The 24,913-nt window shown below is 67.9% G+C and carries 21 protein-coding genes, 1 pseudogene and 1 riboswitch; of the genes and pseudogenes, 11 read left to right on the top strand and 11 right to left on the bottom strand.

What is annotated here, in order from left to right; genetic code table 11:
- Positions 1-34: 34 nt before the first annotated feature.
- A riboswitch (SAM riboswitch) is annotated at positions 35-154 on the bottom strand.
- A 108-nt stretch (positions 155-262) separates the two neighbouring features.
- Positions 263-814, bottom strand: coding sequence for a hypothetical protein (locus AC4D2R_RS04335; RefSeq protein WP_490937857.1), 552 nt, complete (start codon positions 812-814; stop codon positions 263-265).
- Between the two features lie 386 nt (positions 815-1,200).
- Between AC4D2R_RS04335 and AC4D2R_RS04330 the strand changes: the two genes are divergently transcribed.
- Together AC4D2R_RS04330 and AC4D2R_RS04325 are read left to right on the top strand one after the other, a co-directional pair.
- Positions 1,201-1,575: an excalibur calcium-binding domain-containing protein gene (locus AC4D2R_RS04330; RefSeq protein WP_490937855.1), complete on the top strand. Its 375-nt coding sequence runs from the start codon at positions 1,201-1,203 to the stop codon at positions 1,573-1,575.
- A 45-nt stretch (positions 1,576-1,620) separates the two neighbouring features.
- A complete protein-coding gene (locus AC4D2R_RS04325; protein ID WP_490937853.1) occupies positions 1,621-2,316 on the top strand; it encodes a class F sortase in 696 nt (231 codons plus the stop codon).
- Positions 2,317-2,376: 60 nt separating this feature from the next.
- Here AC4D2R_RS04325 and AC4D2R_RS04320 read toward each other — a convergent pair whose 3' ends face one another.
- Complete coding sequence (locus tag AC4D2R_RS04320) at positions 2,377-3,933, bottom strand: GntP family permease (RefSeq protein WP_490937850.1); 1,557 nt, start codon at positions 3,931-3,933, stop codon at positions 2,377-2,379.
- 160 nt (positions 3,934-4,093) lie between these two features.
- On the opposite strand from AC4D2R_RS04320, the gene AC4D2R_RS04315 reads away from it, so the two are divergent.
- From AC4D2R_RS04315 to AC4D2R_RS04295, 5 genes are all read left to right on the top strand, one after another.
- On the top strand, positions 4,094-5,536 hold the full coding sequence (locus tag AC4D2R_RS04315) for a four-carbon acid sugar kinase family protein (protein ID WP_490937845.1): 1,443 nt from the start codon (positions 4,094-4,096) through the stop codon (positions 5,534-5,536).
- A gap of 43 nt (positions 5,537-5,579) precedes the next feature.
- Positions 5,580-6,560 (top strand): NAD(P)-dependent oxidoreductase, encoded by a 981-nt coding sequence (locus AC4D2R_RS04310; RefSeq protein ID WP_490937843.1) that lies wholly within the window; start codon positions 5,580-5,582, stop codon positions 6,558-6,560.
- Positions 6,538-7,254, top strand: a complete 717-nt coding sequence (locus tag AC4D2R_RS04305) for a FadR/GntR family transcriptional regulator (protein ID WP_490937841.1) — start codon at positions 6,538-6,540, stop codon at positions 7,252-7,254. The genes AC4D2R_RS04310 and AC4D2R_RS04305 overlap by 23 nt, the downstream gene beginning before the upstream one ends.
- A gap of 5 nt (positions 7,255-7,259) precedes the next feature.
- Positions 7,260-8,036 carry an SDR family NAD(P)-dependent oxidoreductase gene (locus tag AC4D2R_RS04300; protein ID WP_490937839.1) on the top strand — a complete coding sequence of 259 codons (777 nt, stop codon included), beginning with the start codon at positions 7,260-7,262 and terminating at the stop codon, positions 8,034-8,036.
- A gap of 61 nt (positions 8,037-8,097) precedes the next feature.
- On the top strand, positions 8,098-8,499 hold the full coding sequence (locus tag AC4D2R_RS04295) for a GNAT family N-acetyltransferase (RefSeq protein ID WP_490937837.1): 402 nt from the start codon (positions 8,098-8,100) through the stop codon (positions 8,497-8,499).
- Here AC4D2R_RS04295 and nagA read toward each other — a convergent pair.
- Genes nagA through murQ form a run of 5 tightly spaced genes read right to left on the bottom strand, consistent with a single transcriptional unit; the run spans position 8,474 to position 14,102 of the window.
- Positions 8,474-9,610: an N-acetylglucosamine-6-phosphate deacetylase gene (nagA, locus tag AC4D2R_RS04290; RefSeq protein ID WP_490937835.1), complete on the bottom strand. Its 1,137-nt coding sequence runs from the start codon at positions 9,608-9,610 to the stop codon at positions 8,474-8,476. The genes AC4D2R_RS04295 and nagA overlap by 26 nt on opposite strands.
- Before the next feature lie 5 nt (positions 9,611-9,615).
- Positions 9,616-10,398 carry a glucosamine-6-phosphate deaminase gene (gene nagB / locus AC4D2R_RS04285; RefSeq protein WP_490937834.1) on the bottom strand — a complete coding sequence of 261 codons (783 nt, stop codon included), beginning with the start codon at positions 10,396-10,398 and terminating at the stop codon, positions 9,616-9,618.
- Complete coding sequence (locus AC4D2R_RS04280; RefSeq protein WP_490937832.1) at positions 10,395-11,885, bottom strand: sodium:solute symporter; 1,491 nt, start codon at positions 11,883-11,885, stop codon at positions 10,395-10,397. Before AC4D2R_RS04280 ends, nagB begins: the two co-directional genes overlap by 4 nt.
- Positions 11,886-11,901: 16 nt before the next feature.
- Complete coding sequence (locus AC4D2R_RS04275; protein ID WP_490937830.1) at positions 11,902-13,140, bottom strand: anhydro-N-acetylmuramic acid kinase; 1,239 nt, start codon at positions 13,138-13,140, stop codon at positions 11,902-11,904.
- Between the two features lie 2 nt (positions 13,141-13,142).
- Positions 13,143-14,102, bottom strand: a complete 960-nt coding sequence (gene murQ / locus AC4D2R_RS04270) for an N-acetylmuramic acid 6-phosphate etherase (RefSeq protein WP_490937828.1) — start codon at positions 14,100-14,102, stop codon at positions 13,143-13,145.
- Between the two features lie 142 nt (positions 14,103-14,244).
- Between murQ and AC4D2R_RS04265 the strand changes: the two genes are divergently transcribed.
- From AC4D2R_RS04265 to AC4D2R_RS04250, 4 genes and pseudogenes are all read left to right on the top strand, one after another.
- Positions 14,245-15,315: an N-acetylglucosamine kinase gene (locus AC4D2R_RS04265; protein WP_490937826.1), complete on the top strand. Its 1,071-nt coding sequence runs from the start codon at positions 14,245-14,247 to the stop codon at positions 15,313-15,315.
- Positions 15,312-18,128: an FAD-binding and (Fe-S)-binding domain-containing protein gene (locus tag AC4D2R_RS04260; protein WP_490937824.1), complete on the top strand. Its 2,817-nt coding sequence runs from the start codon at positions 15,312-15,314 to the stop codon at positions 18,126-18,128. Before AC4D2R_RS04265 ends, AC4D2R_RS04260 begins: the two co-directional genes overlap by 4 nt.
- A 297-nt stretch (positions 18,129-18,425) precedes the next feature.
- A complete protein-coding gene (locus tag AC4D2R_RS04255; RefSeq protein ID WP_490937822.1) occupies positions 18,426-19,406 on the top strand; it encodes a hypothetical protein in 981 nt (326 codons plus the stop codon).
- Positions 19,407-19,419: 13 nt separating this feature from the next.
- Positions 19,420-19,587 (top strand): annotated as a pseudogene (locus AC4D2R_RS04250) (AAA family ATPase); the annotation flags it as partial.
- A 93-nt stretch (positions 19,588-19,680) separates the two neighbouring features.
- Here AC4D2R_RS04250 and allB read toward each other — a convergent pair.
- Genes allB through AC4D2R_RS04230 form a run of 4 tightly spaced genes read right to left on the bottom strand, consistent with a single transcriptional unit; the run spans position 19,681 to position 24,904 of the window.
- Complete coding sequence (gene allB / locus AC4D2R_RS04245; RefSeq protein ID WP_490937820.1) at positions 19,681-21,036, bottom strand: allantoinase AllB; 1,356 nt, start codon at positions 21,034-21,036, stop codon at positions 19,681-19,683.
- Complete coding sequence (locus tag AC4D2R_RS04240; RefSeq protein ID WP_490937818.1) at positions 21,033-22,199, bottom strand: glycerate kinase; 1,167 nt, start codon at positions 22,197-22,199, stop codon at positions 21,033-21,035. Before AC4D2R_RS04240 ends, allB begins: the two co-directional genes overlap by 4 nt.
- Before the next feature lie 10 nt (positions 22,200-22,209).
- Positions 22,210-23,988 (bottom strand): glyoxylate carboligase, encoded by a 1,779-nt coding sequence (gene gcl / locus AC4D2R_RS04235; RefSeq protein ID WP_490937816.1) that lies wholly within the window; start codon positions 23,986-23,988, stop codon positions 22,210-22,212.
- A gap of 13 nt (positions 23,989-24,001) precedes the next feature.
- A complete protein-coding gene (locus AC4D2R_RS04230; RefSeq protein WP_490937814.1) occupies positions 24,002-24,904 on the bottom strand; it encodes a 2-hydroxy-3-oxopropionate reductase in 903 nt (300 codons plus the stop codon).
- Positions 24,905-24,913: the final 9 nt, after the last annotated feature.

Here is a 24,913-nt window from a genome sequence, read left to right as displayed (position 1 = left end):
GAACCCTTGCATTAGGGCACTTGCCAAGAGGTAAGTGCCGTACTTGCCCTCCGGTCATCTCCGCCGGCCGGGCCGAATCCTCACCTGGGGCACCCCGCTACAGCGAGAGGGTTGCCGTCCAACAAACCAGGGTTTTGCGTTGGAACTCTTGATTCTGAATTCGACCCTACGGGCAGGACGGCGCCCGCGTCGAGAACGGTCCGTCACAGAAAGTCACGGAGTGCGTCACTGCCCACTTTTCCTGAGATTCCGCGCAACCTCCCTACCCAAGGGCTAGCGCCTTGTGCAGGAAATCCAACATCACCCGCCCCTGTGCCGTTAGTGACAGCTCTCGGGCGAGGTTCTCCTGCATTGACTGAACTGCAAGGACGCGTCCGGCATCGCTCATTTCAGCGTTGCGGTATCGAGCGCCCCTGACATCGCCGTTCAATTCCTCGCCAAGCAGAGCGCTCTCCAGGACTGCAAGGATCATCGCCGCCGCTGGGACGCCGAACAAGGGTTCAATTTCGGTGGCGGCCAGCCCAGGGCCGGTTACATCTGCGCTGATGATTACCTGCCTTTCCAAGAGCCCACGTGCCTCCAGCTCTGAAAGCGTCAACGGCGTCTCCTCGAGTGGGATTATCAACTCCTCCATCAGGTATCGCCCGTCGGGCCCGTATACCCAGTTGCCCTCCGACGACACACCGGTGACGGCCACCGGGAACATCGCAATAGTCAGAATGGGCAGGCCGTGCTCGTCGCGTTCATCGGCGAAGAATTCCATGAAGAAGCTTCCGTCAACGTAAAGCTCCGGGTAGTCCTCGCAGTTGTTCATCGTTGCTCCTTTGTTCTAGACGACAAAAAAGCCCTGCCGGTGACACCGACAAGGCTCTGCGCTTCTATGCACATGAAACTATCTTCGCTGAACTTCCGTTACAGCTGCAATCGCGATTCTTGACCAGGTACTGCACGACTGGATTGATTGCCATTATCCCTAAACTTCCGGGACACATACAAATTAGCACGACACTCCGTCTCGCCCGTTCCCAGGGTATTGCTCGAAGCCTCCGCATGGCTTATCGGCGATGAAAGTAGCTAGATATCCGATCCGATATCCGTTTGCATAAGGGTCTTCTCAGGGAGTGTTAAGGGTGCTTACAATCGTTGTGTAACCCGTCACATAAGTAACTCTTGTAACTCAACAATCTGTAGGGAAAACCAATGAAAAAGAGCTCAGCAGCATTTGCCCTGGTGGCAGCAGCCGGTTTCACAGCACTTTCAGCGGCACCCGCCATGGCGGTACCTTTCGCCAACTGTTCCGCTGCTGCGGCAGCCGGTGTGTACAACATCCCTTCAACTGATCCCCGTTATGGCACCCATCTGGACAGCGACCTCGACAACGTTGGGTGCGAAAACGCGAACTACCCCATGGCAACACCGCCACAGGTAACCCAAATGCCCAACGGTGGAGCTGACACCGGCGTGGCACAGGAGCCACAGAACGACACCACGGGGGCCGTTCTATTGGGCGGTGGCTTCGTCCTCGCCGCCGCAGCCGGCGGAACATTCCTCGTACGCCGCCGCAGCAACGTTTAGGAGGAGTCCCACCACCATCCGAATCGATCCGATATTGTCCTACGCATGACGCGTTTCACCGGCTACCGCCGCAGGGGCCCGCTCGCCGCTGCGGTGGTAGCCCTTCTCTTGCTCACGGGTTGCGGTTCCACCGTCCAGTCCGACGCTCCTACTTCACCTTCCGCTGCCCAGGCAGCACCTCCGCCATCGCCATCAGCCGAGCCGACACGGCTGCCCTCGCCGTCTGCGTCGGCGAAGCCTTCGCCGAACCCGTCCGCCACCGCCACCGACCCGAAACTTCCGGTCCTTGCGGCATCAGCGCCGGTGTCATTCAGCATTCCCTCAACTGGCGCGAAATCGGAGCTGCTCAGCCTTGGCCTGCGCACCAACGGAACTCTTGAAGTGCCGCCCGACGGCCCGGGCGCTCCTGCCAGCTGGTACAACCAGTCCCCCACTCCGGGCGAGCGTGGACCATCCGTTCTCCTCGGGCACGTCAACGCCACCGACGGCGGGCCCGGCATCTTCGCTTCGCTGCGGCAGCTGAAGGCCGGGGACAAAATCGAGGTAACCCGCGAGGACGGCACAACGGCAGTATTCGCCGTCGACCGCGGCGAGCAGTATCCGAAGGACGCCTTTCCCACCACCGAGGTGTACGGCAATACCGACGGGGCCGAATTGCGCCTGATTACCTGCGACGGATTCGATCCGGCGACCGGCCAGTTCGACGACAACTACGTCGTTTACGCGAAGCTCGTCGGCTAGTCGCCACCAAAGCAAAGGCCGCCGCCGCTTCCGCGACGACGGCCTCCCCCAAGTACCCCGTTACCCGAGCACGAGGTTCGCGAGGAACAGCAGGGGAATCGACCCGGCCCAGACGGCCGTGGTGATCCCCGACCACCCACGCAGGGCCGCCGTGCCATCCAGACCGGCGAAACGGGTCACCACCCAGAAGTAGGAATCGTTGAAGTAGCTGAACACCATCGAACCGGCGGTGCAGGCCAGGGCTGCGACGATGGGATCGATGCCAAGGGAGACGACCAGCGGAGCGGTGACTGACGCGGCGGTGATCATTGCGACCGTTCCGGAACCCTGGGCAATGCGCACCAGTGACGCGATGAGGAACGGAACGAGGAAAGCGGGCAGCGGGGTCGCAGCGATGGCCACGGCGAGGGCGTCGCCGACGCCGGAGTCGCGCAGCACCTGTCCCAGTGCGCCACCGGCGCCGGTGATCAGGAGGATGAGCCCTGCCGAGGCCGCGGCGTCAGCGAACCAGCCCTGCACCTTAGAGCGTGGGGTCCAGCGCGGCAGCAGGACGTAGACGGCGAGGAGGACGCCGATCACCAGCGCGACGACGGGGTTGCCGATGAAGGCCAGCGGCACGGCCCAGGCGGACGGCTCGTACTCACCGGTGCCGACAACGCCCTGGTTGTTCTGGTCAATGGCGCCGCTCACCGTGTTGAGGATGATCAGCAGCAGCGGGATGAGCAGCGGCAGCGATGCGACAAACGCCCCTACCCGGTGCGGTTTCGCCCCCTCGGGAGGCGTGCCGAGTTCGGCGGCAGGATCCACCGGAGCGTCGCCGGCGCCGGGGTCGTCGTCGCGCCCGTCGGTGTGGGCACCTGCCGGGGCGGCGTCCGCCGTTGCGGTTCGGTCAGCGAGCGTCGTGCCGGTTGATGCTCCGCCGGATGCGCCGGCCGACCGCCCGCCGGTCGACACCGCTGCGGCCGAGCCGTAGACGGCAGTGCGGACGTTGGCGTTGATCTGCGACTCGAGCTTCGGACCCATCCACTTGGCGTAGAAAACCACGACCGGCAGCAGGATCACGGTGAAGACGAGCCCGGCCAGGATGAGCGCACCGAGGTCCGCCCCGAGGATACCGGCGACGGCGAGCGGCCCCGGTGTCGGCGGGACGAGGTGGTGGGTGAGGGTCATGCCGCAGCCGAGCGCCAGGGCGAGGACGATGTAACCGCCCTTCTCCACGCGCGCAATCGACCGGGCGAGCGGGTTCATGATGACGTACCCGGAATCGCAGAACACCGGGATCGAGACGAGGGCTCCAACGCTGCCCATCGCCCACGGCTCCCTGCCCTTGCCGAAGACCTTCAGGAACGCGAGGGCGAGCGCTGTCGCCGCACCCGACACCTCGAGGATCTTGCCGATCCCAACGCCGAGGCCGATCACGATTCCGATCGTGGCCAGCGTATTGCCGAACCCTGTGGTGATCGACGAGACGATGTCCAGCGGCGCCTGACCTGCGACCATGCCGGTCACCAGAGCCGCAATAAGGAGGGCCACAAAGGCATCAAGACGCGTGCGGAGCACGAGGACGATGATTGTGGCAATTCCCAGAACCAGTGCCAAAAGAAGTTGTATATCCACGGTGATGTACCCCTCGACGGAACGCTGGCCAAGCCCCGTTGCCCGGTCAGTGACTGTTCTGCAGCAACGCCCCCAATTCGTTGACGGGCTAGATGCTGGCTGAAACACTAACACCACACATATGACGTCTGACAAGGTCTTCCCGAGGATGTGAATACTCTTGACACGCGAAGCAGCGTTGCTCGCCCAGTATCCGGGCACCGTCCCCACTGATCCTCGGGAAATTGCCGCCGCCGTCGCGGCCTCGGGGCGGGTTCTGGTGGTCCTCGATGATGACCCAACGGGCACCCAATCCGTGGCCGACCTCCCGGTCCTCACCGCCTGGGAACCCGACGATTTCCGGTGGGCCTTCTCGCACCGCATCCGCGGTGCAGCCGCTCCGGCGGTGTACGTGCTGACGAACACCCGCAGCCTCGACCCGGCTGAGGCCGAGCGGAGGAACCGGGAGATCGCCACCAACGCCCTTGCCGCCGCCGACTCGACCGGCACCACGATCGGTTTCGTCAGCCGCAGCGACTCCACCCTGCGCGGGCACTTCCCGCTCGAACCGGACACCATCGCGGCTACCCTGAGGGACGTCAAGGGCATTCCCACCGACGGCGTCGTGGTCGTCCCCGCCTTCCCCGAGGCCGGTCGCATCACCATCGGAGGCGTCCACTATGTGCGGGACGACGACGGCGGGCTCACCCCGGTCGCCGAGACCGAATTCGCGAAGGACGCTACCTTCGGCTTCACCTCCTCGAACCTCGCGGAGTACATCGAGGAGAAGTCCGGCGGGCGCCTCCCTGCCGCACGGGTGATCCTTCTCGACCTCGCCACTATCCGCAGCGGCGCAGGCGCCATTGCCGACGCGATCGAAAACGCGCGGGAGTCGACGCCGATCATTCCCGACATCGTCAACGAGGACGATCTCCGCGCCCTGGCGCTGGGGCTCGAAGAAGCGGAGCGCCGCGGCAGGAAGCTCCTGTACCGGGTGGGCCCACCCTTCGTGCGCGCCCGCATCGGCCAGAGCGAACACGCTCCCCTCACCGCGCCCGAGGTCTTCGCCGGCCTCGATGCGCCAGAGGCGGGAGGTTTGATCGTGGTGGGTTCCCACGTCGGGCTCACCACCCGCCAACTCGACGCCCTCGTGCGCCGGCACCCCGCCGTGCGCGTCGAACTGTCGGTCGAGGCACTCCTTGAGCCGGACACGCGGGAGGCCGAGATCGGCAGCACCACAGCCGCGGTCGTCGAGGGGCTGAGCCGCGGCGAGGTCATCCTCCATACAAGCCGCCAGCTGGTGCGCTCGGAGGATCCGGAGCGGAGCCTGCAGATCGCCCGGCTCGTGTCACAGTCGGTGGTCGACGTCGTCCGCGCAACGATCGCTTCAGCCAAGGTGCGGTTCGTCATCGCAAAGGGCGGCATCACCTCGTCCGACGTCGCCGCCCACGGGCTTGAGATCCGCCATGCGGTGGTGCGCGGACCAATGCTCCCGGGCATCGTCTCGCTCTGGCAGCCCGTGGACGGGCCGGCCCGCGGAGTCCCCTACGTCGTCTTTGCCGGAAATGTCGGAAACGACGAGTCACTCGCCGACGTCGTGCAGACGCTCAGCGCGCATTCGTGACACCGTGCCACAGCCGAGAAGTCCCGAAGGAGAGGAAGCGGAAATGAGCAATCCACCGGATGCCATCGTCCCCACCGTTGCCGTCCTTGGCCTCGGCGCGATGGGCCTGCCAATGGCACGCCGGCTCGCCGGATCCTTTCCCGTGCGGGGCTTCGACCCCTCCGAGACCCTGCGCCAAGCCGCCGGCGCGGCCGGAGCGACGTCATATGAATCCGCCCGTGCCGCCGCAGCCGAATCGGACGTCGTACTGCTCGCTGTACGCAATGCCGCCCAGGTCGAGGCGGTGCTCTTTGGCGCCGATGGCGTGGCCGAGGTGATGAATCCGGGCGCCGTCGTCGTGATCACCAGCACCGTTGGCGTTGACGCCGTGCCGGCCTGGGCCGAGCGCCTCGCCGCGCTGCAGCTGGGGCTCGTCGACGCCCCGCTCTCGGGCGGGCCGGCGCGCGCGGGTGAGGGCGACCTGCTGATCGTGCTCGGCGCCGAGCCCGCCGTTCTCGAGAAGGCCCGGCCCGTCCTCGAACGGCTCGCCTCGACGCTGACGGTTGTTGGAAACAAGCCCGGTGACGGGCAGGCGATGAAGACGGTCAATCAGCTGCTGTGCGGGGTGCACATCGCCGCCGCAGCCGAAGCGCTCGCCTTGGCCGACGCGCTGGGGCTCGATCAGGAATTGGCGCTGCGTGCGCTTGAGTCGGGAGCCGCGGCGTCGTTCATGCTCTCAAACCGCGGACCGCGCATGATCGAAGGCTATGACGGCGGTACCGAGGTCCTGAGCCGGCTCGCCATCTTCGTCAAGGACATGGGCATCGTCGGCAAGGCCGCCCGGGCGGCAGGCCTTGCCGCACCGGTCGCTGCGGCGGCCGAGCAGCTGTTCCTGCTGGGGCAGACGCACGGGCTCGGCACGGCCGACGACTCCTCGGTCATTCAGGTCGTTGCGCCTGCTCGAAGGACGACGGACAGCCAGAACGCAGGGACCAACCAGGCAGCTGAGGGAGGAGCCCCTGATGGGCCGGCAGTCACTCGCTGAGTCGGTCTTCGAGAACCTGCTGCAGCAGATCATCGAGGGAAGGTTCGCCCCCCATGAGGCGCTGCCCCCCGAGGCCGAACTGGCCAAGGATGCCGACGTCAGCCGCCTCACCGTGCGTGAGGCGCTGAAGAAACTTGAGGCGCAGAACGTCATCTCCATCAAGCGCGGTCTTGGAACCTTCGTGAATCCCCCGGCCCAGTGGACGAACCTTGAGGCAATCCTCCGCTCGGCCTCGCTGGGCATCGGGTCGAGCGAAGTTGCGCTGCGGCTCCTCGAGGTCCGGCGCATGGTCGAGATCGGAGCCGCCGAACTCGCCGCCCGGCATTCGAGCGAGGACGACCTGGCGAAGATGGCCGCCGCAGTCGAAGCCCTGAAGGCCGCCCACGAGGCGGACGACCTTGACGCCGTCACCGTCGCCGACCTCGACTTCCACGACGCGGTGCTGCGTGCCTCGGCCAATCCGTTCGTGCCGGTGATCCTCGGCCCGCTCGGGCAACTGCTCTACACAATGCGGCGGGAAACGTCGTCCTTCCGGGAGGTCCAGAAACACGCGATCCGGCACCACGGCCTCGTGCTTGACGCAATCCGGTCCGGTGACCCCGAGACGGCCCGCAAGGCGATGGAGGCGCACATCGATCAGACCTACGACGACTACGAGCACTTCATCCACCACACGAACAGTTCAAGGAGCTGAGCAACATGACAGAAACGGCAACCTTCCCGGCCGAGCGCACGGCGGTCCTCACCGGTGCAGCTTCCCCGCGCGGCATCGGACGCGCCCTGGCAAACACTTTGGCCGGCCAGGGCTGGTCCATTGCCATCCTCGATATCGACGCCGGCGCTGCGGAAGCGGCTGCCTCGGACATCGCCGACCGGCACGGCGTCAGCGCCCTTGGCGTTGCAGCCGACGTCTCGGACAAGGAGTCGGTCGACGCCGCCATCGGGCGCGTCGAGGCCGAACTGCCGCCCATTGTCGCGCTCGCGAACCTCGCCGGCATCAGCTCGCCCACCGAATTCATGAAGGAGACGAAGGAGGCCTGGGAGCGGGTGTTCGCCGTGAACATGACCGGCACCTTCCTCGTCACCCAGCGGGTGCTCGGCGGCATGATCGACCGGAAGCTCGGACGGGTGGTAAGCGTTTCCTCTATTTCGGCCCAGCGCGGAGGCGGCACCTACTCGAAGGTGGCCTACAGCGCCTCGAAGGCGGGAATCATCGGTTTCACCCGGGCGCTGGCCCGCGAGATGGGCGAGCACGGCATCACGGTGAACTGCGTTGCCCCCGGCCCTGTCGACACCGACATCATGGGCGGCACCCTGACCGAGGAGCGGAAGCAGGAGATGTCGCGGGACATCCTGGTGGGCAGGGTGGGTACCGTGGGCGAAGTCGCTGCGCTGATGGCGTTCCTCGTCGGCGAAGACGCCGGCTACATCACCGCCGCAACCTACGACATCAACGGCGGCCTCCAGGTCTCCTAGTGCTGCTTTGACCGGCCTGAGGCGGGGTGGAAAACTGATGGCAATGCAAGGAGAGGAAACCATGACCAGCGGCACAGGCGGGCAGGCAGGCAGTTCAGCAGGCACCCCGGAAGAACAAAACGAACTAGGCGAACAGGGAACGGCAACCGGCGCTGAAGACTCCCAGGCGCAGCTCGAGGTCACGGACAACCCGGAGAAGAACCGCTACATTGCCTACCTCAACGGGGACGCCGTCGGACTTGCCGCCTACCGCCTCGAGAACGGCGTCATCAATTTCACGCACACCATCGTGGACGAGGACTTCGAGGGCCGGGGCATAGCCACCGCAATGATGCACGAAGCCCTCCGGGATGCCCGCGCAAAGGACCTAAAGGTCGTCGCCGGGTGCACCTTCGCGGAGAACTTCCTCGAGGAACACACGGAGTACCAGGACCTGGTCAGGACACCACCCGCAGCACCCTGAACCCGTCGTCAAGCAGGACGACGCCGCCGCGCGCCCCGACCTCGGTGGTGCCGATCCACGAATCCACCAGCCCGGCGGCGCGCGCCGGGACGATCGTCGCCGCGGCGACCGCCTCGGCCTCTCCAACGCCTGCCGCAACCGCCCTGCGGACCGCGGAATCCATCGTGAGCGTGCTTCCAGCGATCGAGCCGTTGCGCTCGAGCCGGGCCTCGCCGTCCGCCACAGTGACGTCGAGGGAGCCGATCCGGTACCGGCCGTCCCCGACTCCCGCCGCTGCCATCGCATCGGTGATCAGGGCGACCCGGCCGGGCGCCGACGCGAACACCAGGCGCAGCATCGGATCGTGGACATGGATACCGTCGGCAATGATTTCAAGGGTGACGTGCGGTGAATCGAGGGCTGCGGCGATGGGGCCGGGCCTGCGGTGGTGCAGCGGCTCCATCGCGTTGAACGTGTGGGTCAGCAGGCTTGCACCGGCGTCGAAGGCCCGCAGCGCGGTCTCGTAGTCCGCCGCGGTGTGGCCGACTGCCACCCGGACGCCGTGCTGCACGAAGCGGCGGAGGGCCGCGAGGTCCGGGTCGAGCTCCGGTGCCATGGTGACCTGTACGAGCGAGCCTCCGCCGGCCTCGACGAGCCGGTCAACCGCCTCGACGGTCGGCGCAACGAGGTAGTCGGGGCGGTGCGCACCGCAGTGGCTTGAGGCAAGGAAGGGTCCCTCGAGGTGAAAGCCCCGGAGCATCGGATCCCGGACGGCGCCGAGCGAGCGCAGGGATGCTTCGAGGACCGGCAGCGGGTTGGTCACCAGCGACGCGACGAGGCTCGTTGTGCCGCCGGCCCGGTGGACGCGCAGCGCCTCGGAGATGTCGGAATCCTCGAAGGACGCCCCTCCCCCTCCGTGGCAGTGCAGGTCCACGAACCCCGGCGCCAGGAAAGCTCCGGCCGCGTCGAGGACTTCCGCGTCCTTCGCGAGCTCCCGCCAGGAGTCGCCGGTCCCGGCGTCGGAGATGACGCCGCCGTCGATCCTGAGCCAGGAGTCGGGAATGACGGCGGTGTCGGTGAAGCGGCGGGCCGAGTGGAGGACGAGGGGCTTGCTTGCCGGAAGTGTGGTCACCGGACTCAGGGTAGCTGCCAGGCGGGCCGGTTCGCTTCGGTGTGCCGGTAGTAGGCGTGGTTCCGCAGTTCGGAGGCGGCGTCCTCGTCGATGATCACCGTCGCGTGGGCGTGCAGCTGCAGGGCGGTCGCCGGGCAGAACGCGCCGAGGGGACCCTCGACCATCTGGGCCACCGCCGCTGCCTTTGCCGCCCCGGTCGCCACAAGCACAACGGCCTTCGCGTCGAGGATGGTGCCGATGCCCTGGGTAAGGCAGTGCATCGGCACCCGGGAGATGTCGCCGCCGAAGAACCGGGAGTTGTCTTCGCGGGTCCGGGGCGAAAGGGTCTTGACGCGGGTCCGGCTGGCGAACGACGACGTCGGCTCGTTGAAGCCGATGTGACCGTTGGCGCCAATGCCCAGCAGCTGCACGTCCACCCCGCCGCTGCGCCGGATCGCCTCCTCGTACTCCCGGCAGGCGGTCTCGAGGTCCGCCGCCGCGCCGTCCGGCACCTTGACGTTCTCCGGTGTGAGCCCGAGCCGATGGACAACTTCGCGCTCGATCACCGAGCGGTAGCTCTCAAGATGGCCTGCGGGCAGCCCCACGTATTCGTCGAGCGCGAAGCCGCGCACCCGGTCGAAGGCCAGCCCGTCCCGGCGGTGCCGGGCGAGCGCCTCGTAGGTGGCAACCGGGCTCGATCCCGTGGCGAAGCCGAGGACGGCGTCGGGCTTGCCCGCAACAACATGGGCGAGAATGCGGGCGGCGTGCTCACCGACCGCTGCCGCGTCGGGCTTGATGCTGATTCTCATCGGACGCTCTCGATCTCCTCGGTTGTCGCAGCGGCGTCGGCGGGAGTGCGGTGGCGCAGCGACAGCAGGAAGCCAAGGGCCACTGTGACAACGACGCCAATCGCCGTGTACCAAGTGAAGCCGATGAGGGTGCGCTGGAAAAGGAACAGGTAGGTCATCAGCGCGACCGCTGTGGCGAATCCGATGATCGCGTCCGTCTGGCGGGCCTTCGGCACCCAGAGTCCGAGGAAGAACGCACCGAGCAGGCCGCCGTAGGTGAGCCCGGCGACTGAGAGGCCAAGTTCGACGACGGGGTTGTCGGTTCCGGTGAACAGGGCACCGGCGCCGATGAACACCACGCCCCAGCCCAGGGTGAAGATCCTGCTCAGGCGCAGGCCCTCGGTCTCGGAGAGTTTCCGGGCGCTGAACTTCTCGAACAGGTCCGACATGGTCGAGGAGGCAAGGGCCGACAGCGAGGACGACAGGGTGCTCATGGCCGAGGCGAGGATGCCCGCGAGCAGCAGCCCTGACAGGCCGCTCGGGAGGCCTTCGACGATGAAGGTGGGGAAGATCTGGTCACCGCGCTCAAGGCCGAGCTCCTCGACGGACTTGCGCTCGTAGTAGCTCCAGAGCGCCAAGCCTACGGTGAGGAAGAGCGCGAACTGGAAGAACACGATCACCGCGCTGCCGATCACTGCCTTCTGCGCGTCCCGCAGGGTGCGGGTGGTGAGCAGCCGCTGCACGATGATCTGGTCGGCACCGTGGGAGGCCGTCGACAGCAGGGCGCCGCCGATCACCGCGGTGATGAAGGCGTAAGGGGCGGAGATGGGGCTTGAGGCGAAGTCGAGGACCTGGGTCTTGCCGGCGTCGGCCGCTTCGGACCAGAAGTTCACGTCGAGGCTTGTGGTGATGAAGATCAGGGCGATGATGCCACCCACCACGTAGAGGGCCATCTGGAGGACGTCGACCCAGACGACGGCCTTGATGCCGCCGAAGAAGGTGTAGGCGATTGTGACGACGCTGAGGATCGCGATGATGGCGAAGAAGTTGAGGTTCAGGCCATAGGAATCAAGGATCACCTTCACCGGGATGGCGGCGGCGAAGAGCCGGACGCCGTCGGCAAGGAGCCGGGTGAGGATAAACGCCACCGAGGCGGTGCTCTGCATCCCGCGGCCGAAGCGCTGGCCGAGGTAGGCGTAGGCGGTGGTCATCTCGCCGCGGTAGTAGCGCGGCAGGAGGACGAAGGCGACGACGATGCGGCCCAGCAGGTACCCGATGGCCACCTGGATGAAGGTGATGTTCCCGAGGTAGGCGACGGCAGGGACGCTGATGACCGTCAGGGCGCTGGTCTCGGTGGCGACGACCGAGAGGCACACGGCCCACCAGGGCAGTTGCCGGTTGCCAAGGAAGTAGTCCTTGACGTTTGTCTGCTTGCCAGAGAGTTTCAGTCCCAGCCAGGCGGAGCCCACGAGGTAGGCAATGATGACGATCAGGTCGAGGGGTTGCACGAATTCTCCAGGAGGGCTAGAGGTGGCGGTCAGTGACCGGGTGGAAAACGGTCAGTCGCTGCGGTGCGACGGTGACCGGTGGGGGAAGGCGCAGGGGGTTGGCGCCCGGGGTGATGCGTCCTGCGATCGGCGGAGTGGTGCTTCCGGTGCAGCTCCCCAGGGTGCCGGGGAGCCCGTGCCAGGTGAAGAACCCAAGCAGGGCGAAGAGGTAGGCCTCTTTGGCGTCGGCGTGGACGCCCAGTTCTGCGGCATTGCGCACCGCCGCCCGATCAAGGTGTGCCTGCAGCCGCTCCAGCAGGTACGGGTTGCGGGTTCCACCACCGGAGACAAAGACCTCGCCGACGCCGAAGGGCCGGAGCGCGTCGGCGACGGTGCGTGCGGTCAGTTCGGTCAGGGTGGCGAGCAGGTCGTTACCGCTGATGGACCGGCCCGCCGTCGCTTCTTCGATGTAGCCGCCGTGGAAGATCTCCCGGCCGGTGGACTTTGGTGCCGGCTGCGCATAGTAGGGATGCGCGAGCAGCGCAGCCAGGAGGTCGGCGTCAACGGTCCCGGAGCGGGCGCCGCGGCCGTCGCGGTCGACGGACTCGGCGCCGCCGCTGGCCGCGCGTACCGCGGCGTCAAGGAGTGCGTTGGCCGGGCCAGTGTCGAAGGCGACCGGGGCCTGCCCGGGGCGGATCACCGTAGCGTTGGCGATCCCGCCAAGGTTGAGGGCGGCAGAGTTGAGGGCGGCAGAGTTGAGGGCGGCCGAGTTGAGGGCAGCGGAGTTCAGGGCGGCTGCGTCCTCCGCGCGCCCGGCGAGCAGCAGGGAGTCGAAGATGCTGACGAGCGGGGCACCCTGACCACCGGCGGCAATATCGTTGCTGCGCACGTCGGAGAGGACGGGAAGCCCCGTTGCCTGGGCAATCCAGGCGGGCTGGCCCAGCTGAAGCGTTCCGCAGGCCTTTCCGTCCTCGATCCAGTGGAAGAGGGTCTGCCCGTGGGAGACAACGAGGTCGGCGGTGCCTGCGGTCTCGGCGAGGTAGGCCTTCGCTGCGGCGGCGAATTCCTGCCCGATGAGGGTGTCGAGCCGGGTGACGGCCTCCATGGAGGAGGCCGCCGGCGGCATTGCCGCAAGGATTTCCTCCCGAAGGCGTTCGCTGTAGGGGACCTCCCGGTGGCCCAGCGGGGTCATGCGCAGCTCGGTGCCGTCGAGTTCGAAGTCCGCCGCCGCGACGTCGATTGCGTCAACCGAGGTGCCGGAGGACAACCCGAGCACCCTCACTGCTGCACCGGAGCTGCGCCAAGGATGGCCCGCACATTGCCCGCGTGCTCGTCGAGGAGGCGGCGGGCCTCGGTGGCATCCACCCCGTTGAGGAGCATCACGATGGCGGTCTTGGCATGCCAGCCGGAGGCTTCGAGCGCGCCGGCGGCGTCGGCGGCGGGCACCCCGGTGGCCTCGATGACGATCCGCTGCGCCCGCTGGCGCAGCTTGCCGTTTGTGGCCTTCACATCGACCATGAGGTTCCCGTACGTCTTCCCGAGGCGGACCATCGCCGCTGTGGAGATGGCGTTGAGGACGAGCTTCTGGGCGGTGCCCGCCTTCATGCGGGTGGATCCGGCAACAACTTCGGGCCCGGTGAGCACCTCGATGGGGTGGTCGACTGCGGCGCTGAGCAGCGTGCCGGGGTTGTTCGAGAGACCTATGGTCACGGCTCCGGCGGCCCGGGCGGCCTTGATTGCCCCAAGGACGTAGGGGGTCCGGCCCGAGGCCGCGATCCCGACCACGGCGTCGAGCCTGCTCACATCGAGGCCCCGCAGGTCGGCGGCGCCGGCTGCGGGGTCGTCCTCGATCCCTTCGACGGCGGAGACCAAGGCGGCCGGCCCGCCCGCCATCAGGGCGACGACGAGCCCGGGTGCCACCCCGAAGGTCGGGACGCATTCGGCGGCGTCGACCCCCGCGAGGCGTCCGGGGGTGCCCGCGCCAACGTAGATGAGCCGGCCTCCCCGGCTCAGCCGGTCGACGACGGCGTCGACTGCGGCGGTGATGGCCTCGCCGGCCGCGGCGGTGGCAGCAGGGACGAGGGCGTCGTCGGCGGCAATCTGGGCGACGAGGTCGCGGGTTGACCGCAGGTCGAGATCGGCCAGGTCGGGGCGGGACTGCTCGGTTTCCAGGCGGTCGAGATCCGCCGGTGCTTCCTCGCGGTCCGCCGTCTCCTGGGCGTTGTAGGAGTTGTTCACGCTCCAAGGAGAACACAGGCCGCAACGTGTGGTCAATCACTTTCATCAATGTGTAAGGTTATGAAACTTAGTTTCATCGAGATGGAACTGCAGGCCGCGTTACCGTTGACGTTGTCTGCCCCCACCGCCTGAGAGGACCTCAATGAGTCGCCCCAACGACCGGCCGGGGACAACGCACCGCGAAACCGAGCCGCGGCAGGTCCACGACGCGGGCGTCGAACGTCCCGGTGCCGCCGTGTGCGGCATCGACATCGGCGGGACCGGGTGCCGGGTCGCCGTGGTTTCCACCGGCGGGCAGCAGGCCTCCGCCACGGTCTTCACCGGAACCGGCCTGCGGATCGGCGGCACCGGACTCGATGTCGAGGAGCTGATGCGCACCCTTGAACCACTCGTCGCCTCGGCGCGCGACGCCTCGGGTGCCGGAACCCTCGACACCGTTGTGCTTGGCGCGGCGAGCCTCGTCACCCTGCTGCGCAATGCGGGCGGGGTCCACGCAGAGCTCAGTGCCCGGTTCGGTGCGCGCACCACTGTCCTCGCCTCCGACGTCGTCACCTCCCACATCGGCGCACTGTCGATGCAGCCGGGGGTCGTTGTCGCAGCAGGTACCGGGGCCGTGGCCCTCGGTACGGACCACGCCCGGCTGTGGAGGCGGGTGGACGGGTGGGGCCACCTGGTCGGCGACGCCGGCAGCGGCGCATGGATCGGTGCCCGCGCCCTTGATGCCGCCTACCGCAGCTACGACGGGCGGAGCGGGGGCTCGGCCGGACTGCTCGACCGCCTGCGCTCCCGGTTCGGCTCCCCCGAGGACCTCATCCGCAGCGTCTACACACGGCAGGACCGCTCGGCGGTTCTCGCCTCCTTCGTACCCGACGTCGCCGCCGCCGCTGCGGACGGCGACGCCACCGCCCTTGGCATCTTCCGCTCCGCCGGCCGGGAACTGGCCTGCACCGCCAGCGCCGGCCTCGTCGACGGCCTGCCGCTGCGGATCCGCTGGGTCGGCGGACTCTTCGAAGCTTCCGCGGACCTCCTTGATGAATTCGGCGGGGAGCTCCACCGGAGGCACCCGGGCCTTGACCTGGCCCCCGGCGAGGGGACCTCCCTTGAGGGAGCGCTGCGGCTTGGGGCAGCCGTCGCCCTGGGCACCGGGCCGGAGCAGCGGGAAGGATTCCTCTCAACGCAGCACCACCGGACGCGTGCGGGGAGGACCGCATGATCACCGCGCTGCGCGCCGCCGTCGGTGATCCCGCCCGGATCAGCGAACGGGCCATCGACCTTCACGCTAACGCCCACGATGCCTCCCACTTCCTCCTGATCCCGCAGGCGGTGGCAACCCCCGTGAACGCCGCCGAGGTCGGTGCGCTGCTGCGGGCCTCGGCCGCCCAGGGGATCCCCCTCACGCTGCGCTCGGGCGGAACCAGCCTCAGCGGCCAGGCTGTCACCGACGGGGTGCTCGTGGACGTGCGGAAGCATTTCCGCGGCATCGAGGTGCTCGACGGCGGTGCCCGCGTCCGGGTCGAGCCCGGGGTCACCGTGCGGATGCTCAACACCCGCCTGGCCCGGTACGGGCGGAAGTTCGGGCCGGATCCCGCCAGCGAATCGGCCTGCACCATCGGCGGCGTTGTCGCGAACAACTCCTCGGGCATGCAATGCGGTACAGCCGACAACGCCTACCGCACCCTTGAGTCGGTAACAGTGGTGCTCCCCAGCGGCACCGTGATCGACACCGGTGCGCCCGACGCCGACGGGCGTCTGCGTGCCCTCGAACCGGCGCTCCACGACGGCCTGCTGCAGCTCGCCCGGCGGGTGCGCTCTAACCCAGCCTCGGTGCGGACCATCGAAGACCAGTTCTCCCGCAAGAACACGATGGGCTACGGGCTGAACTCGCTGCTCGACTTCGAGACTCCCGCGGAGATGCTGGCGCACCTGATCGTCGGCAGCGAAGGCACCCTGGGCTTCGTGGCCGAGGCCGTGTTCCGGACGGTCCCGGTCCGGCCACATACAACAACGGGGCTGCTCGTCTTCCCGGACCTTCAGGCCGCCAACTCCGTCCTGCCCGCGCTTGTCGACTCCGGCGCCGCCACAGCGGAACTCCTTGACGCGCTGTCGCTGAAGGTGGGCCAGGGGCTCCGCGGCACGCCCGCCCTCGTGCGCGACCTGGCCGTCCGCGACCACGCAGCCCTGCTCGTCGAGTACTCGGCGGACACCCCTGAGGAACTGGCGCACGCCTCGGCAGCCGGCGAGGCTGCCCTGGCGCCGCTGGGCCTGAGCACCCCCGCCCGGTTCAGCACCGACGCCGCCGCCCGGGCCGAGCTGTGGCGGCTGCGCAAGGGCCTCTACGCCTCGGTGGCCGGAGCCCGCCCCCAGGGAACGACGGCGCTGCTTGAGGACGTGGTCGTCCCGGTGCCCGCGCTGGCGCGCACCTGCACCGAGCTCACCCGGCTGTTCGGGACGTACGGGTACCGCGACAGCGTCATCTTCGGCCATGCCAAGGACGGCAACATCCACTTCATGCTTACCGACGGGTTCGCCTCGGCAGCGGAACTGGACCGGTATGCGGCGTTCACCGAGGACCTCGTGGATCTGGTGCTCGGCGAGGGCGGCTCGCTGAAGGCCGAGCACGGCACCGGCCGGGTCATGGCGCCCTTCGTTCGCCGCCAGTACGGCGATGAGCTGTACGACGTAATGCGCTCAATCAAGGCACTGTTCGATCCGGCCGGCGTCATGAACCCGGGCGTGATCCTCAATGAGGACCCGCAGGCGCACCTGCGCCACCTCAAGGCCGTGCCCGCCGTCGCCGAGGAGGTGGACCGGTGCGTGTCCTGCGGCTATTGCGAGCCGGCCTGCCCAAGCAAGGACCTCACCCTGACGCCCCGGCAGCGGATCGTGACCCTGCGCGCCATCGAACAGGCGCGGCTCGACGGCGACACCGCCCTGGCCGCGGAGCTGGAGAAGGACTACGACTACGAATCGGTGCAGACCTGCGCGGTCGACGGCATGTGCCAGACCGCATGCCCGGTGGACATCAACACCGGCTCCCTGGTCAAGCGGCTCCGGCGGGAAAAGGCCCATCCGGTGGCGGCACGGATTGGCGCGGCTGCCGCCGACCACTGGGCCGGCGTCACCCGCGGTGCCGGTGCCGCACTGAGCCTCACCGCGAAGCTTCCCTCCCCGGTCGTCCGCGGCCCGAATTCCGTTGCCCGTGCGGCCCTGGGGGCCGATAACATCCCGCTGCACTCCCCCGAGCTGCCCGCGGGCGGCTCGCGGCGGCGCCGGCCCGCGCCTGAGGGAACGGCTGACGCCGTGTACTTCCCGGCATGCGTGGGGACGATGTTCGGCCCCGCCGCGCCCGGGGGCAATCAGGGCCCCGGGGTGCAGGTGAGTTTCGAGGAGCTCTGCGAACGGGCAGGGCTCACCCTGCTGGTGCCCGAGGGAATCGACGGGCTGTGCTGCGGGACGCCGTGGTCCTCCAAGGGACTCGCCGCGGGCCAGGAAGCGATGGCCGCCCGGACCCTTGCCGCCCTGCGGGAGGCCACCGGCGACGGCGCCCTTCCGGTGGTCTGTGATGCGACCTCCTGCACCGAGGGGCTGCTTGCCGTGATCATTGGCGACGGGCCCGCACCGGGGCAGCGGCCGCTGCGGGTCGTTGACGCTGTTCAGTTCACCGCCGAACGGATCCTCCCGGTGCTCGGACCATACGAGAAACGGGAATCCCTGGCCCTGCACCCCACCTGCTCCTCAACCCGGCTGGGACTCAACCCGGCGCTGGAGGCCGTGGCAGGGGCCGTTGCCTCCGAGGTGTCGGTCCCGGAGAGCTGGGGATGCTGTGCCTTCGCCGGGGACCGCGGCATGCTGCACCCCGAGCTGACGGCGTCGGCCACGGCGCGGCAGGCAGCCGAAATCGCCGGGTTCGGCGCCGGCGCCCACGCCTCGTGCAACCGCACGTGTGAGCTGGGCATGACCCGGGCCACGGGCGAGCAGTACCAGCATGTGCTCGAACTCCTCGAGGAAGTGTCCCGGAAGGCCTGAGAGCCCCGGGGTGCGGGCGGCACCGGGGGCCGGGACGGAATTCCGCGGGTAGCTGCGGAGCAGGCGACTGCAACGTCCGCGCCATTAAGGACCGCGTAAGGACAGCGGGATTCGCGTATTCATGACGGGTCTTGTGCACCCATCGGGCGGAACTCGACCGGAGCCTTTGGGGGCCAAATGAGAGGGTTCATGTGAGAAGATGATTCTCGCCCAGCCGGAGAATGCCGGTGGCCGGTCGGTCTAGCGTGATTGTCGAGCGCGGGAATAACATGACTAGCAGGTCTCCACAATCCGGATGTGGGAGGACTGATGGGGCTTCGCAGCAGAAGGAAACGCTCCGACTCCGCGGCAGCCGCTTCGCAGACCAACCCCGCGCCCGCACCCAACGCTGCCGAGAACACAGCAGCATCGCAGCAGCCCGCGCCCAGTGGCCCGACCGCCGGGAGCACAGGCTTCGAGCCCGGCCGCGGCGAGGACACCAAACAGGTGAACGTAGCGCTGCGGGTAGCCATTTATGCTGGCTTCTCGCTTTTCATCGCCGTCCTGGCGGCAATCGGCATCGAAGGCGAGATCCTGCAGCGCATGATCCGGAACCAGCCGGTCTTGTTCGCGCTCTGCGCTTCACTTGCGGCCGTCGCCGCCGCGCTCCCCGTCCTCATCACAACGAAACAATGGAAACTCAACAAAAGTCTGCGTTCCGGACTCGAACTCGCCAGCGCAGGACTGATCGTCCTCGCCGTGGGCGGGAGCATTTTCCTTGGTGCGTACGTCATCACGAACCGTGAAGCGCCATCCCTGGATCTGGCGGTCGGCCGGACGTCCGAGGGGGTCCTGCACATCAGGGCAGAGACGAGCGCGTCGGCCCTGCGGACGTACGACACCTTGCTGCTTAGGATCATTGCCGTCCGCACCGACCCAACAGCACCGGATGGCTCCGTGCTGGCGAGTGAACTCGTCGATCCGAGGGCCTGCGATGTCTTCACCACGCCGGACGCGGCCGGCGACCACTCCTTCTGGGTCGTCTTCTGGGGTTCAACCGGTGCGAACATCGAGGGTATTGCCCACACGGCGTGGGAGGGGGACATAAGGCTCTCCGGAGTGCGCTTTGTGTGCGCCGACGCGGCGCTGAGCCTCGACAAGACAACCTCCTTCCGTCGTGATGGGAACCTCGAGGTGGTGGCCTACGAGGACGTCACTCCTCTGGCAGTGCCGGCTGCGCCCAGCACGGCACCCACCCCGTCGGCAACCCCGTCGGCAACCCCGTCGCCGCGCAGCTAGGGGACGCCGCACGCGGCTGATGGAGTCGTTCCTGCTCTCGAACCCCGGCCTGCGTTCCCGGTTCGCGCGCGAGATCACCTTCCCCGACTACTCGGTCGACGCGCTCCAGACGATCTTCAACCAAATGCTGGCCCAGCACGAGTACATGCTGGAGCCCGGCGCGGACCAGAGACGGAGCCGGTGCCCGAACCGCCACGATGGTGGCGCTGGCTGACTGACTGATTCAGCGACATCCGCGGCGATCAGCGCGCGGCCGCGTCGTCACCGGGCGTGTTCAGGCCTCGCCGCGGCGGAGCAACCGGCCGCGCGGCGACGCACCGTCCACCTCGACCCCCCGCAGGTAGGTGCGCCGCACGACTCCCGTCAACTGCTTGCCGTCGTACGGGCTGACGGCGTTCCGATGGTGGAGGGAGTTCATGTCAACCGTGAAGCTCTCCTCCGCCGCGAAGACAACGAGGTCCGCGTCGAAGCCCACCTCCAGCCTGCCCTTCCGTTCAAGGCGTGCGAGATCGGCGGGCCGCTGCGACATCCATTGCACAACGCGCTCAAGCCCGATCCCCCGCCGGCGGGCCTCGGTCCACACCAGCGGAAGCCCGAGCTGCAGGGAGGAGACGCCGCCCCAGGCAACCCCGAAGTCGCCGTGTTCGGGGTCCTTGAGGTCGGGGGTGCTCGGCGAGTGGTCCGAAACGATGCAGTCGATGACGCCGTCCTGGAGCCCCTTCCAGAGCAGCTCCCGGTTGGCGGCCTCGCGGATCGGCGGGCAGCACTTGAACGCCGTCGCCCCGTCCGGGACCTCCTCGGCCAGCAGGGTCAGGTAGTGGGGGCAGGTCTCGACGGTGAGCTTCACGCCGTCACGCTTGGCACTCGCAATCAGGGGCAGGGCGTCCGACGACGACAGGTGGAGGATGTGCGCCCTCGCCCCTGTCGACCGTGCCCGTTCGATGACCTCTGCGATCGCGGTGTTCTCGGCGTCGCGGGGCCGGGAGGCGAGGAAGCGCTCGTACCGGTTCCCCTCGGCGGGCGGAGCGCTGCCGATGACGCGGGGGTCTTCGGCGTGGACGATCATCAGCGAGTCGAACGTGGCGAGCTCCGCCATGTCCTTTTCCATCTCGTCCGCTTCGAGGTGAGGGAACTCGTCAACGCCGGAGTGGATCAGGAAGCACTTGAAGCCGAACACCCCTGCGTCGTGAAGGGCGCGCAGGTCGGATGTATTGCCGGGCACAGCGCCGCCCCAGAACCCGACGTCAACGAAGGCCTGTGGTTCTGCAACCTGGCGCTTCTGAGTGAAGGCCGCAACGTTGACGGTTGGCGGGATGCTGTTAAGCGGCATGTCGATGATGGTCGTGACGCCTCCGGCGGCAGCGGCGCGCGTGGCGGAGGCAAAGCCTTCCCATTCGGTGCGGCCGGGTTCGTTGACGTGCACGTGGGAGTCGACGAGCCCGGGCAGCAGGATTTCGTCGTCCCGCAGGTCAATGACGCGCGCGCCGTCCAGCCCGGCGCCCAGCGGCGCAAGGGCCGCTACTGTTCCGCTGCGGACACCGACCTCCCACTCCCCTACTGAAGCACCCATCAGCACGCGGCGCCCGCGGATCACGAGGTCGAAGCCCTCGGTTGAAACGGCTTCGGTCATGAAACACTCCTTGGGGCGAAAGCTTCGGCGGGGTCGCGCTCCCGCAGGTAGGCGCCAAGCGACTGTCCCACCCGTTCAAGCAGCGCGCCGGCGTTCTTCATGCTCCGGGAGACGTCGGGCTCGAGTTCGGTGAGCGCATACGTTCCGGCAAAGCCCGCTGCGGCAAGCTCGGCAGGGGTGAGCAGGCTCCGGCCGCAGACGGCGACGACGGGAACCCCCGCAGCAGCGGCGGCCCTGGCAACCCCGATGGGGGCCTTTCCGAGCAGGCTCTGCTCATCGAGGCTTCCCTCGCCTGTGACCACGAGGGACGCCCCGGGCAGGTGATCGGCCAGGCCGGTCAGTTCGAGGACGACGTCGATACCCGGGCGCCGTTCGGCCTCGAGCACGGCGAGCGCCGCGTACCCGGTTCCACCGGCGGCACCGGCGCCGGCACTGAGGGCGGTGGTGGCCGCCACCGGACCGATTTCCGCGGCGAGGACGTCGACGAACCGGCTGAGCGCTCGATCGAGTTCGGCGACCTCGGCGGCTGAGGCACCCTTCTGCGGGCCGAACACGGATGCCGCGCCGCGCCGTCCGAGCAGGATGTTGTCGACGTCGCTGGCGAGGACGAACCGGGTGTCGCTGAGCCGCGGGTCGAGGCCCGAGAGGTCGATTTTCGCGAGCCGCGCCAGGGCTCCGCCGCCCAGCGGCAGTGGATTCCCCGCTTCGTCGAGGAGGCGGGCACCGAGTCCGGCAAGGAGCCCGGCCCCGCCATCGGTGCTGGCGCTTCCGCCTACCCCTAGCACCACCTCGGTGCATCCCCGCTCGAGTGCGGCGACGATCAGCTCTCCGGTGCCCTTTGTCGTCGCACCGAGCGCGTCGAGGACACCCAGCGGCAGGACGGCGAGCCCCGACGCCACCGCCATTTCGATGACCGCCTGGCGTCCGCGCACCGCGAAGGCCGCCGCCACCGGCTCGCCCACGGGGCCGGTGACTACCTCCTCGTGGCGCTGGTAGCCCGCAGCGAAAGCCGCCTCGAGGGTTCCCTCACCGCCGTCGGCCGCGGGCATCGCGAAGATCTCGGCGTCGGGAAGTTCTTTCAGCAGTCCCGCCGCGAGATGCGTTGCCACCTCCGTTGCCGTCAGCGAGCCCTTGAATTTGTCAGGAGAGAGAACAATCCGCATGAGCGCAATCCTAGACGAGCAGCGAAATGGCGGTCGGGGCGTCGTCCGCCGACACCGCGAGCTCCTCGAATTCGTTGACCGCGTCAATACCTGCGGCGCCCATCGATATGTTGGTCACCCGTTCGAGGATCACCTCAACCACAACGGGCACCCGGAACTCCTCGATGAGCAACCGCGCCTGGGCGAAGGCGGCCTGGAGATCCTCGGCCTCTCGGACGCGGATCGCCTTGCAGCCCAGCCCCTCGGCCACCTTGATGTGGTCGACACCGTAGCCCTCAAGCTCCGGGGCGTTGATGTTTTCGAACGCGAGGGACACGTGGTAGTCCATCTCGAACCCGCGCTGTGACTGGCGGATCAGCCCGAGGTAGGAGTTGTTGACCACGACGTGGATGTACGGGAGGTGGAACTGGGCTCCGACGGCGAGCTCTTCCATCATGAACTGGAAGTCGTAGTCGCCCGAGAGCGCAACGACAGTGGCACCGGGGTCGGCCGTTGCAACGCCGAGGGCTGCCGGGCCGGTCCATCCAAGCGGTCCTGCCTGGCCGCAGTTGATCCAGTTCCGGGCCGCGTAGACGTGGAGGAACTGGGCGCCTGCGATCTGGGAGAGCCCGATGGTCGAGACATACCGGGTGTCCCGGCCGAAGGCCCTGTTCATTTCCTGGTAGACACGCTGCGGCTTCATTGGCACGTTGTCGAAGTGGGTCTTGCGCTGCAGCATCGACTTCCGCTGGGCGCAGTCCTTCACCCAGGCGTTCCAGTCGGGAAGGCCCTGCCGTTCCTTGCGCTCGCGGGCGACGTCGATCAGCCCGCGCAGGGCTTCCCCGGCGTCGGAGACGATGCCGTAGTCGGGGGCGAACACCCGGCCGATCTGGGTCGGCTCGATGTCGATGTGGATAAAGGTCCGGCCCTTCGTGTAGACGTCGAGGGCTCCGGTGTGGCGGTTGGCCCAGCGGTTTCCGATGCCGAGGACGAAGTCCGATTCGAGCATCGTCGCGTTCCCGTACCGGTGCGAGGTCTGCAGTCCCACCATTCCCGCCATGAGCCCGTGGTCGTCGGGGATGGAGCCCCAGCCCATGAGGGTGGGGATGACCGGGATGTTGAGCAGTTCGGCCAGCTCAACGAGCTCGGCGGCCGCGTTGGCGTTGATGATTCCGCCGCCCGCGATGATCAGCGGCCGCTCGGCGGTGGTGAGCATGTCGAGGGCCTTTTCGAGCTGCGGCCGGGTGGCCGCCGGCTTGGAGGGGCGCAGCGGTTCGTAGGTGTCGGGGTCGAAGTCGATCAGTGTCTGCTGGACGTCGATTGGGAGATCGAGCAGCACGGGACCGGGGCGGCCCGAGCGCATCTCGTAGAAGGCTTTTTGGAAGGCCCCGGGAACCTGCGCGCCTTCGAGGACGGTCATCGCCATCTTCGTGACCGGCTTGGCGATTGAGGCGATGTCGACGGCCTGGAAGTCCTCCTTGTGGAGTTTCGCCACCGGTGCCTGGCCGGTGATGCACAGGATGGGAATCGAGTCGGCCCAGGCCGAGTAGAGGCCGGTGATCATGTCGGTTCCGGCCGGCCCTGAGGTTCCGATGCAGATGCCGATGTTGCCGGCCTTGGCGCGGGTGTAGCCCTCGGCCATGTGGGAGGCGCCTTCGACGTGGCGGGCCAGTACGTGGTGGATTCCGCCGTGTTTCAGCAGTGCGGAATACAGGGGGTTGATTGCCGCGCCGGGGAGCCCGAAGGCCTGCGTGGCTCCCTCTTTCTCGAGGATGAGTACCGCTGCGTCTACTGCGCGCATCTTTGGCATGGTTCGGGTCCTCTCAGGATGGTTGGTTGGGTTGCCCTGAGGCGCGGCCGGAGAGCTGTTCGACGAGGAGCAGAAGCGCCGAGTGGTCGAGTGAGCCGTGGCCCTGGGCGCGAAGCGATCCCATGAGCTGGGCGGTGAGCGCTCCGAGCGGAATGGCGACTCCCGCCTCGCGTGCAGCGGCTGTGACGATGCCCATGTCTTTGTGGTGAAGGTCCACCCGGAAGCCCGGCTCGAAGCTGCGGGCCGCCATTGATGCTGCCTTGCGGTCGAGGATGCGGTTGCCCGCGAGGCCCCCGGCGAGCACCCGCACTGCGGCTTCGGTGTCGACGTTGTGCGCTTCGAGGAACACAAGCGCCTCGGCAACGAGCTGGATGGTGCCTGCGACGATCAGTTGGTTTGCCGCCTTGACGGTCTGCCCCGAGCCGGCTGGACCGACGTGGACGATCGTGCCGCCGACGGCCTCGAGGATCGGGTGGACGACGTCGAAGTCCTCAGGGGCACCGCCGACCATGATCGAAAGGCTCCCCTCGATGGCTCCCTGCTCACCGCCCGATACCGGGGCGTCGAGTGCCCGGATTCCGGCCTCCGCCGCCGCTGCGGCGAGGCGGACGCTGACGTCGGGGCGGATGGTGCTCGCGTCCACCCAGTACGCTCCGCGCGGTGCGTTGGCGAAGACACCGTCTTGCCCGGAGACCACTGATTCGACGTCGGGAGAGTCGGGGACCATGGTGATCACGACGTCGGCGTCCTTGACCGCCCCGGCGATGTCCGCCGCACCCTTGCCGCCCTCGGCGGCGAGCCGGTCCACCCGGTCCTGGCTGCGGTTGAACCCTGTGACGTCGTGCCCGGCCTTGACCAGGTTCACCGCCATGGGCAGGCCCATGATTCCGAGTCCGATGACTGCGATCTTGCTCATTGTCTGCGT

Source organism: Arthrobacter sp. TJ-217 (assembly GCF_058269255.1).
Note: the sequence above shows the minus strand (reverse complement) of the source record. Positions and strands in the feature narration are given on the sequence as shown.

Excerpts from the sequence above, each read along its gene's own strand:
- nagB (WP_490937834.1), bottom strand. The coding sequence starts at position 10,398 with ATGAGAATCAGCATCAAGCCCGACGCGGCAGCGGTCGGTGAGCACGCC.
- AC4D2R_RS04325 (WP_490937853.1), top strand. The coding sequence starts at position 1,621 with ATGACGCGTTTCACCGGCTACCGCCGCAGGGGCCCGCTCGCCGCTGCG.
- AC4D2R_RS04300 (WP_490937839.1), top strand. The coding sequence starts at position 7,260 with ATGACAGAAACGGCAACCTTCCCGGCCGAGCGCACGGCGGTCCTCACC.
- AC4D2R_RS04230 (WP_490937814.1), bottom strand. The coding sequence starts at position 24,904 with ATGAGCAAGATCGCAGTCATCGGACTCGGAATCATGGGCCTGCCCATG.
- AC4D2R_RS04330 (WP_490937855.1), top strand. The coding sequence starts at position 1,201 with ATGAAAAAGAGCTCAGCAGCATTTGCCCTGGTGGCAGCAGCCGGTTTC.
- AC4D2R_RS04295 (WP_490937837.1), top strand. The coding sequence starts at position 8,098 with ATGACCAGCGGCACAGGCGGGCAGGCAGGCAGTTCAGCAGGCACCCCG.
- AC4D2R_RS04265 (WP_490937826.1), top strand. The coding sequence starts at position 14,245 with ATGAGTCGCCCCAACGACCGGCCGGGGACAACGCACCGCGAAACCGAG.
- AC4D2R_RS04260 (WP_490937824.1), top strand. The coding sequence starts at position 15,312 with ATGATCACCGCGCTGCGCGCCGCCGTCGGTGATCCCGCCCGGATCAGC.
- AC4D2R_RS04305 (WP_490937841.1), top strand. The coding sequence starts at position 6,538 with ATGGGCCGGCAGTCACTCGCTGAGTCGGTCTTCGAGAACCTGCTGCAG.
- allB (WP_490937820.1), bottom strand. The coding sequence starts at position 21,036 with ATGACCGAAGCCGTTTCAACCGAGGGCTTCGACCTCGTGATCCGCGGG.
- gcl (WP_490937816.1), bottom strand. The coding sequence starts at position 23,988 with ATGCCAAAGATGCGCGCAGTAGACGCAGCGGTACTCATCCTCGAGAAA.
- AC4D2R_RS04335 (WP_490937857.1), bottom strand. The coding sequence starts at position 814 with ATGAACAACTGCGAGGACTACCCGGAGCTTTACGTTGACGGAAGCTTC.
- AC4D2R_RS04240 (WP_490937818.1), bottom strand. The coding sequence starts at position 22,199 with ATGCGGATTGTTCTCTCTCCTGACAAATTCAAGGGCTCGCTGACGGCA.
- AC4D2R_RS04310 (WP_490937843.1), top strand. The coding sequence starts at position 5,580 with ATGAGCAATCCACCGGATGCCATCGTCCCCACCGTTGCCGTCCTTGGC.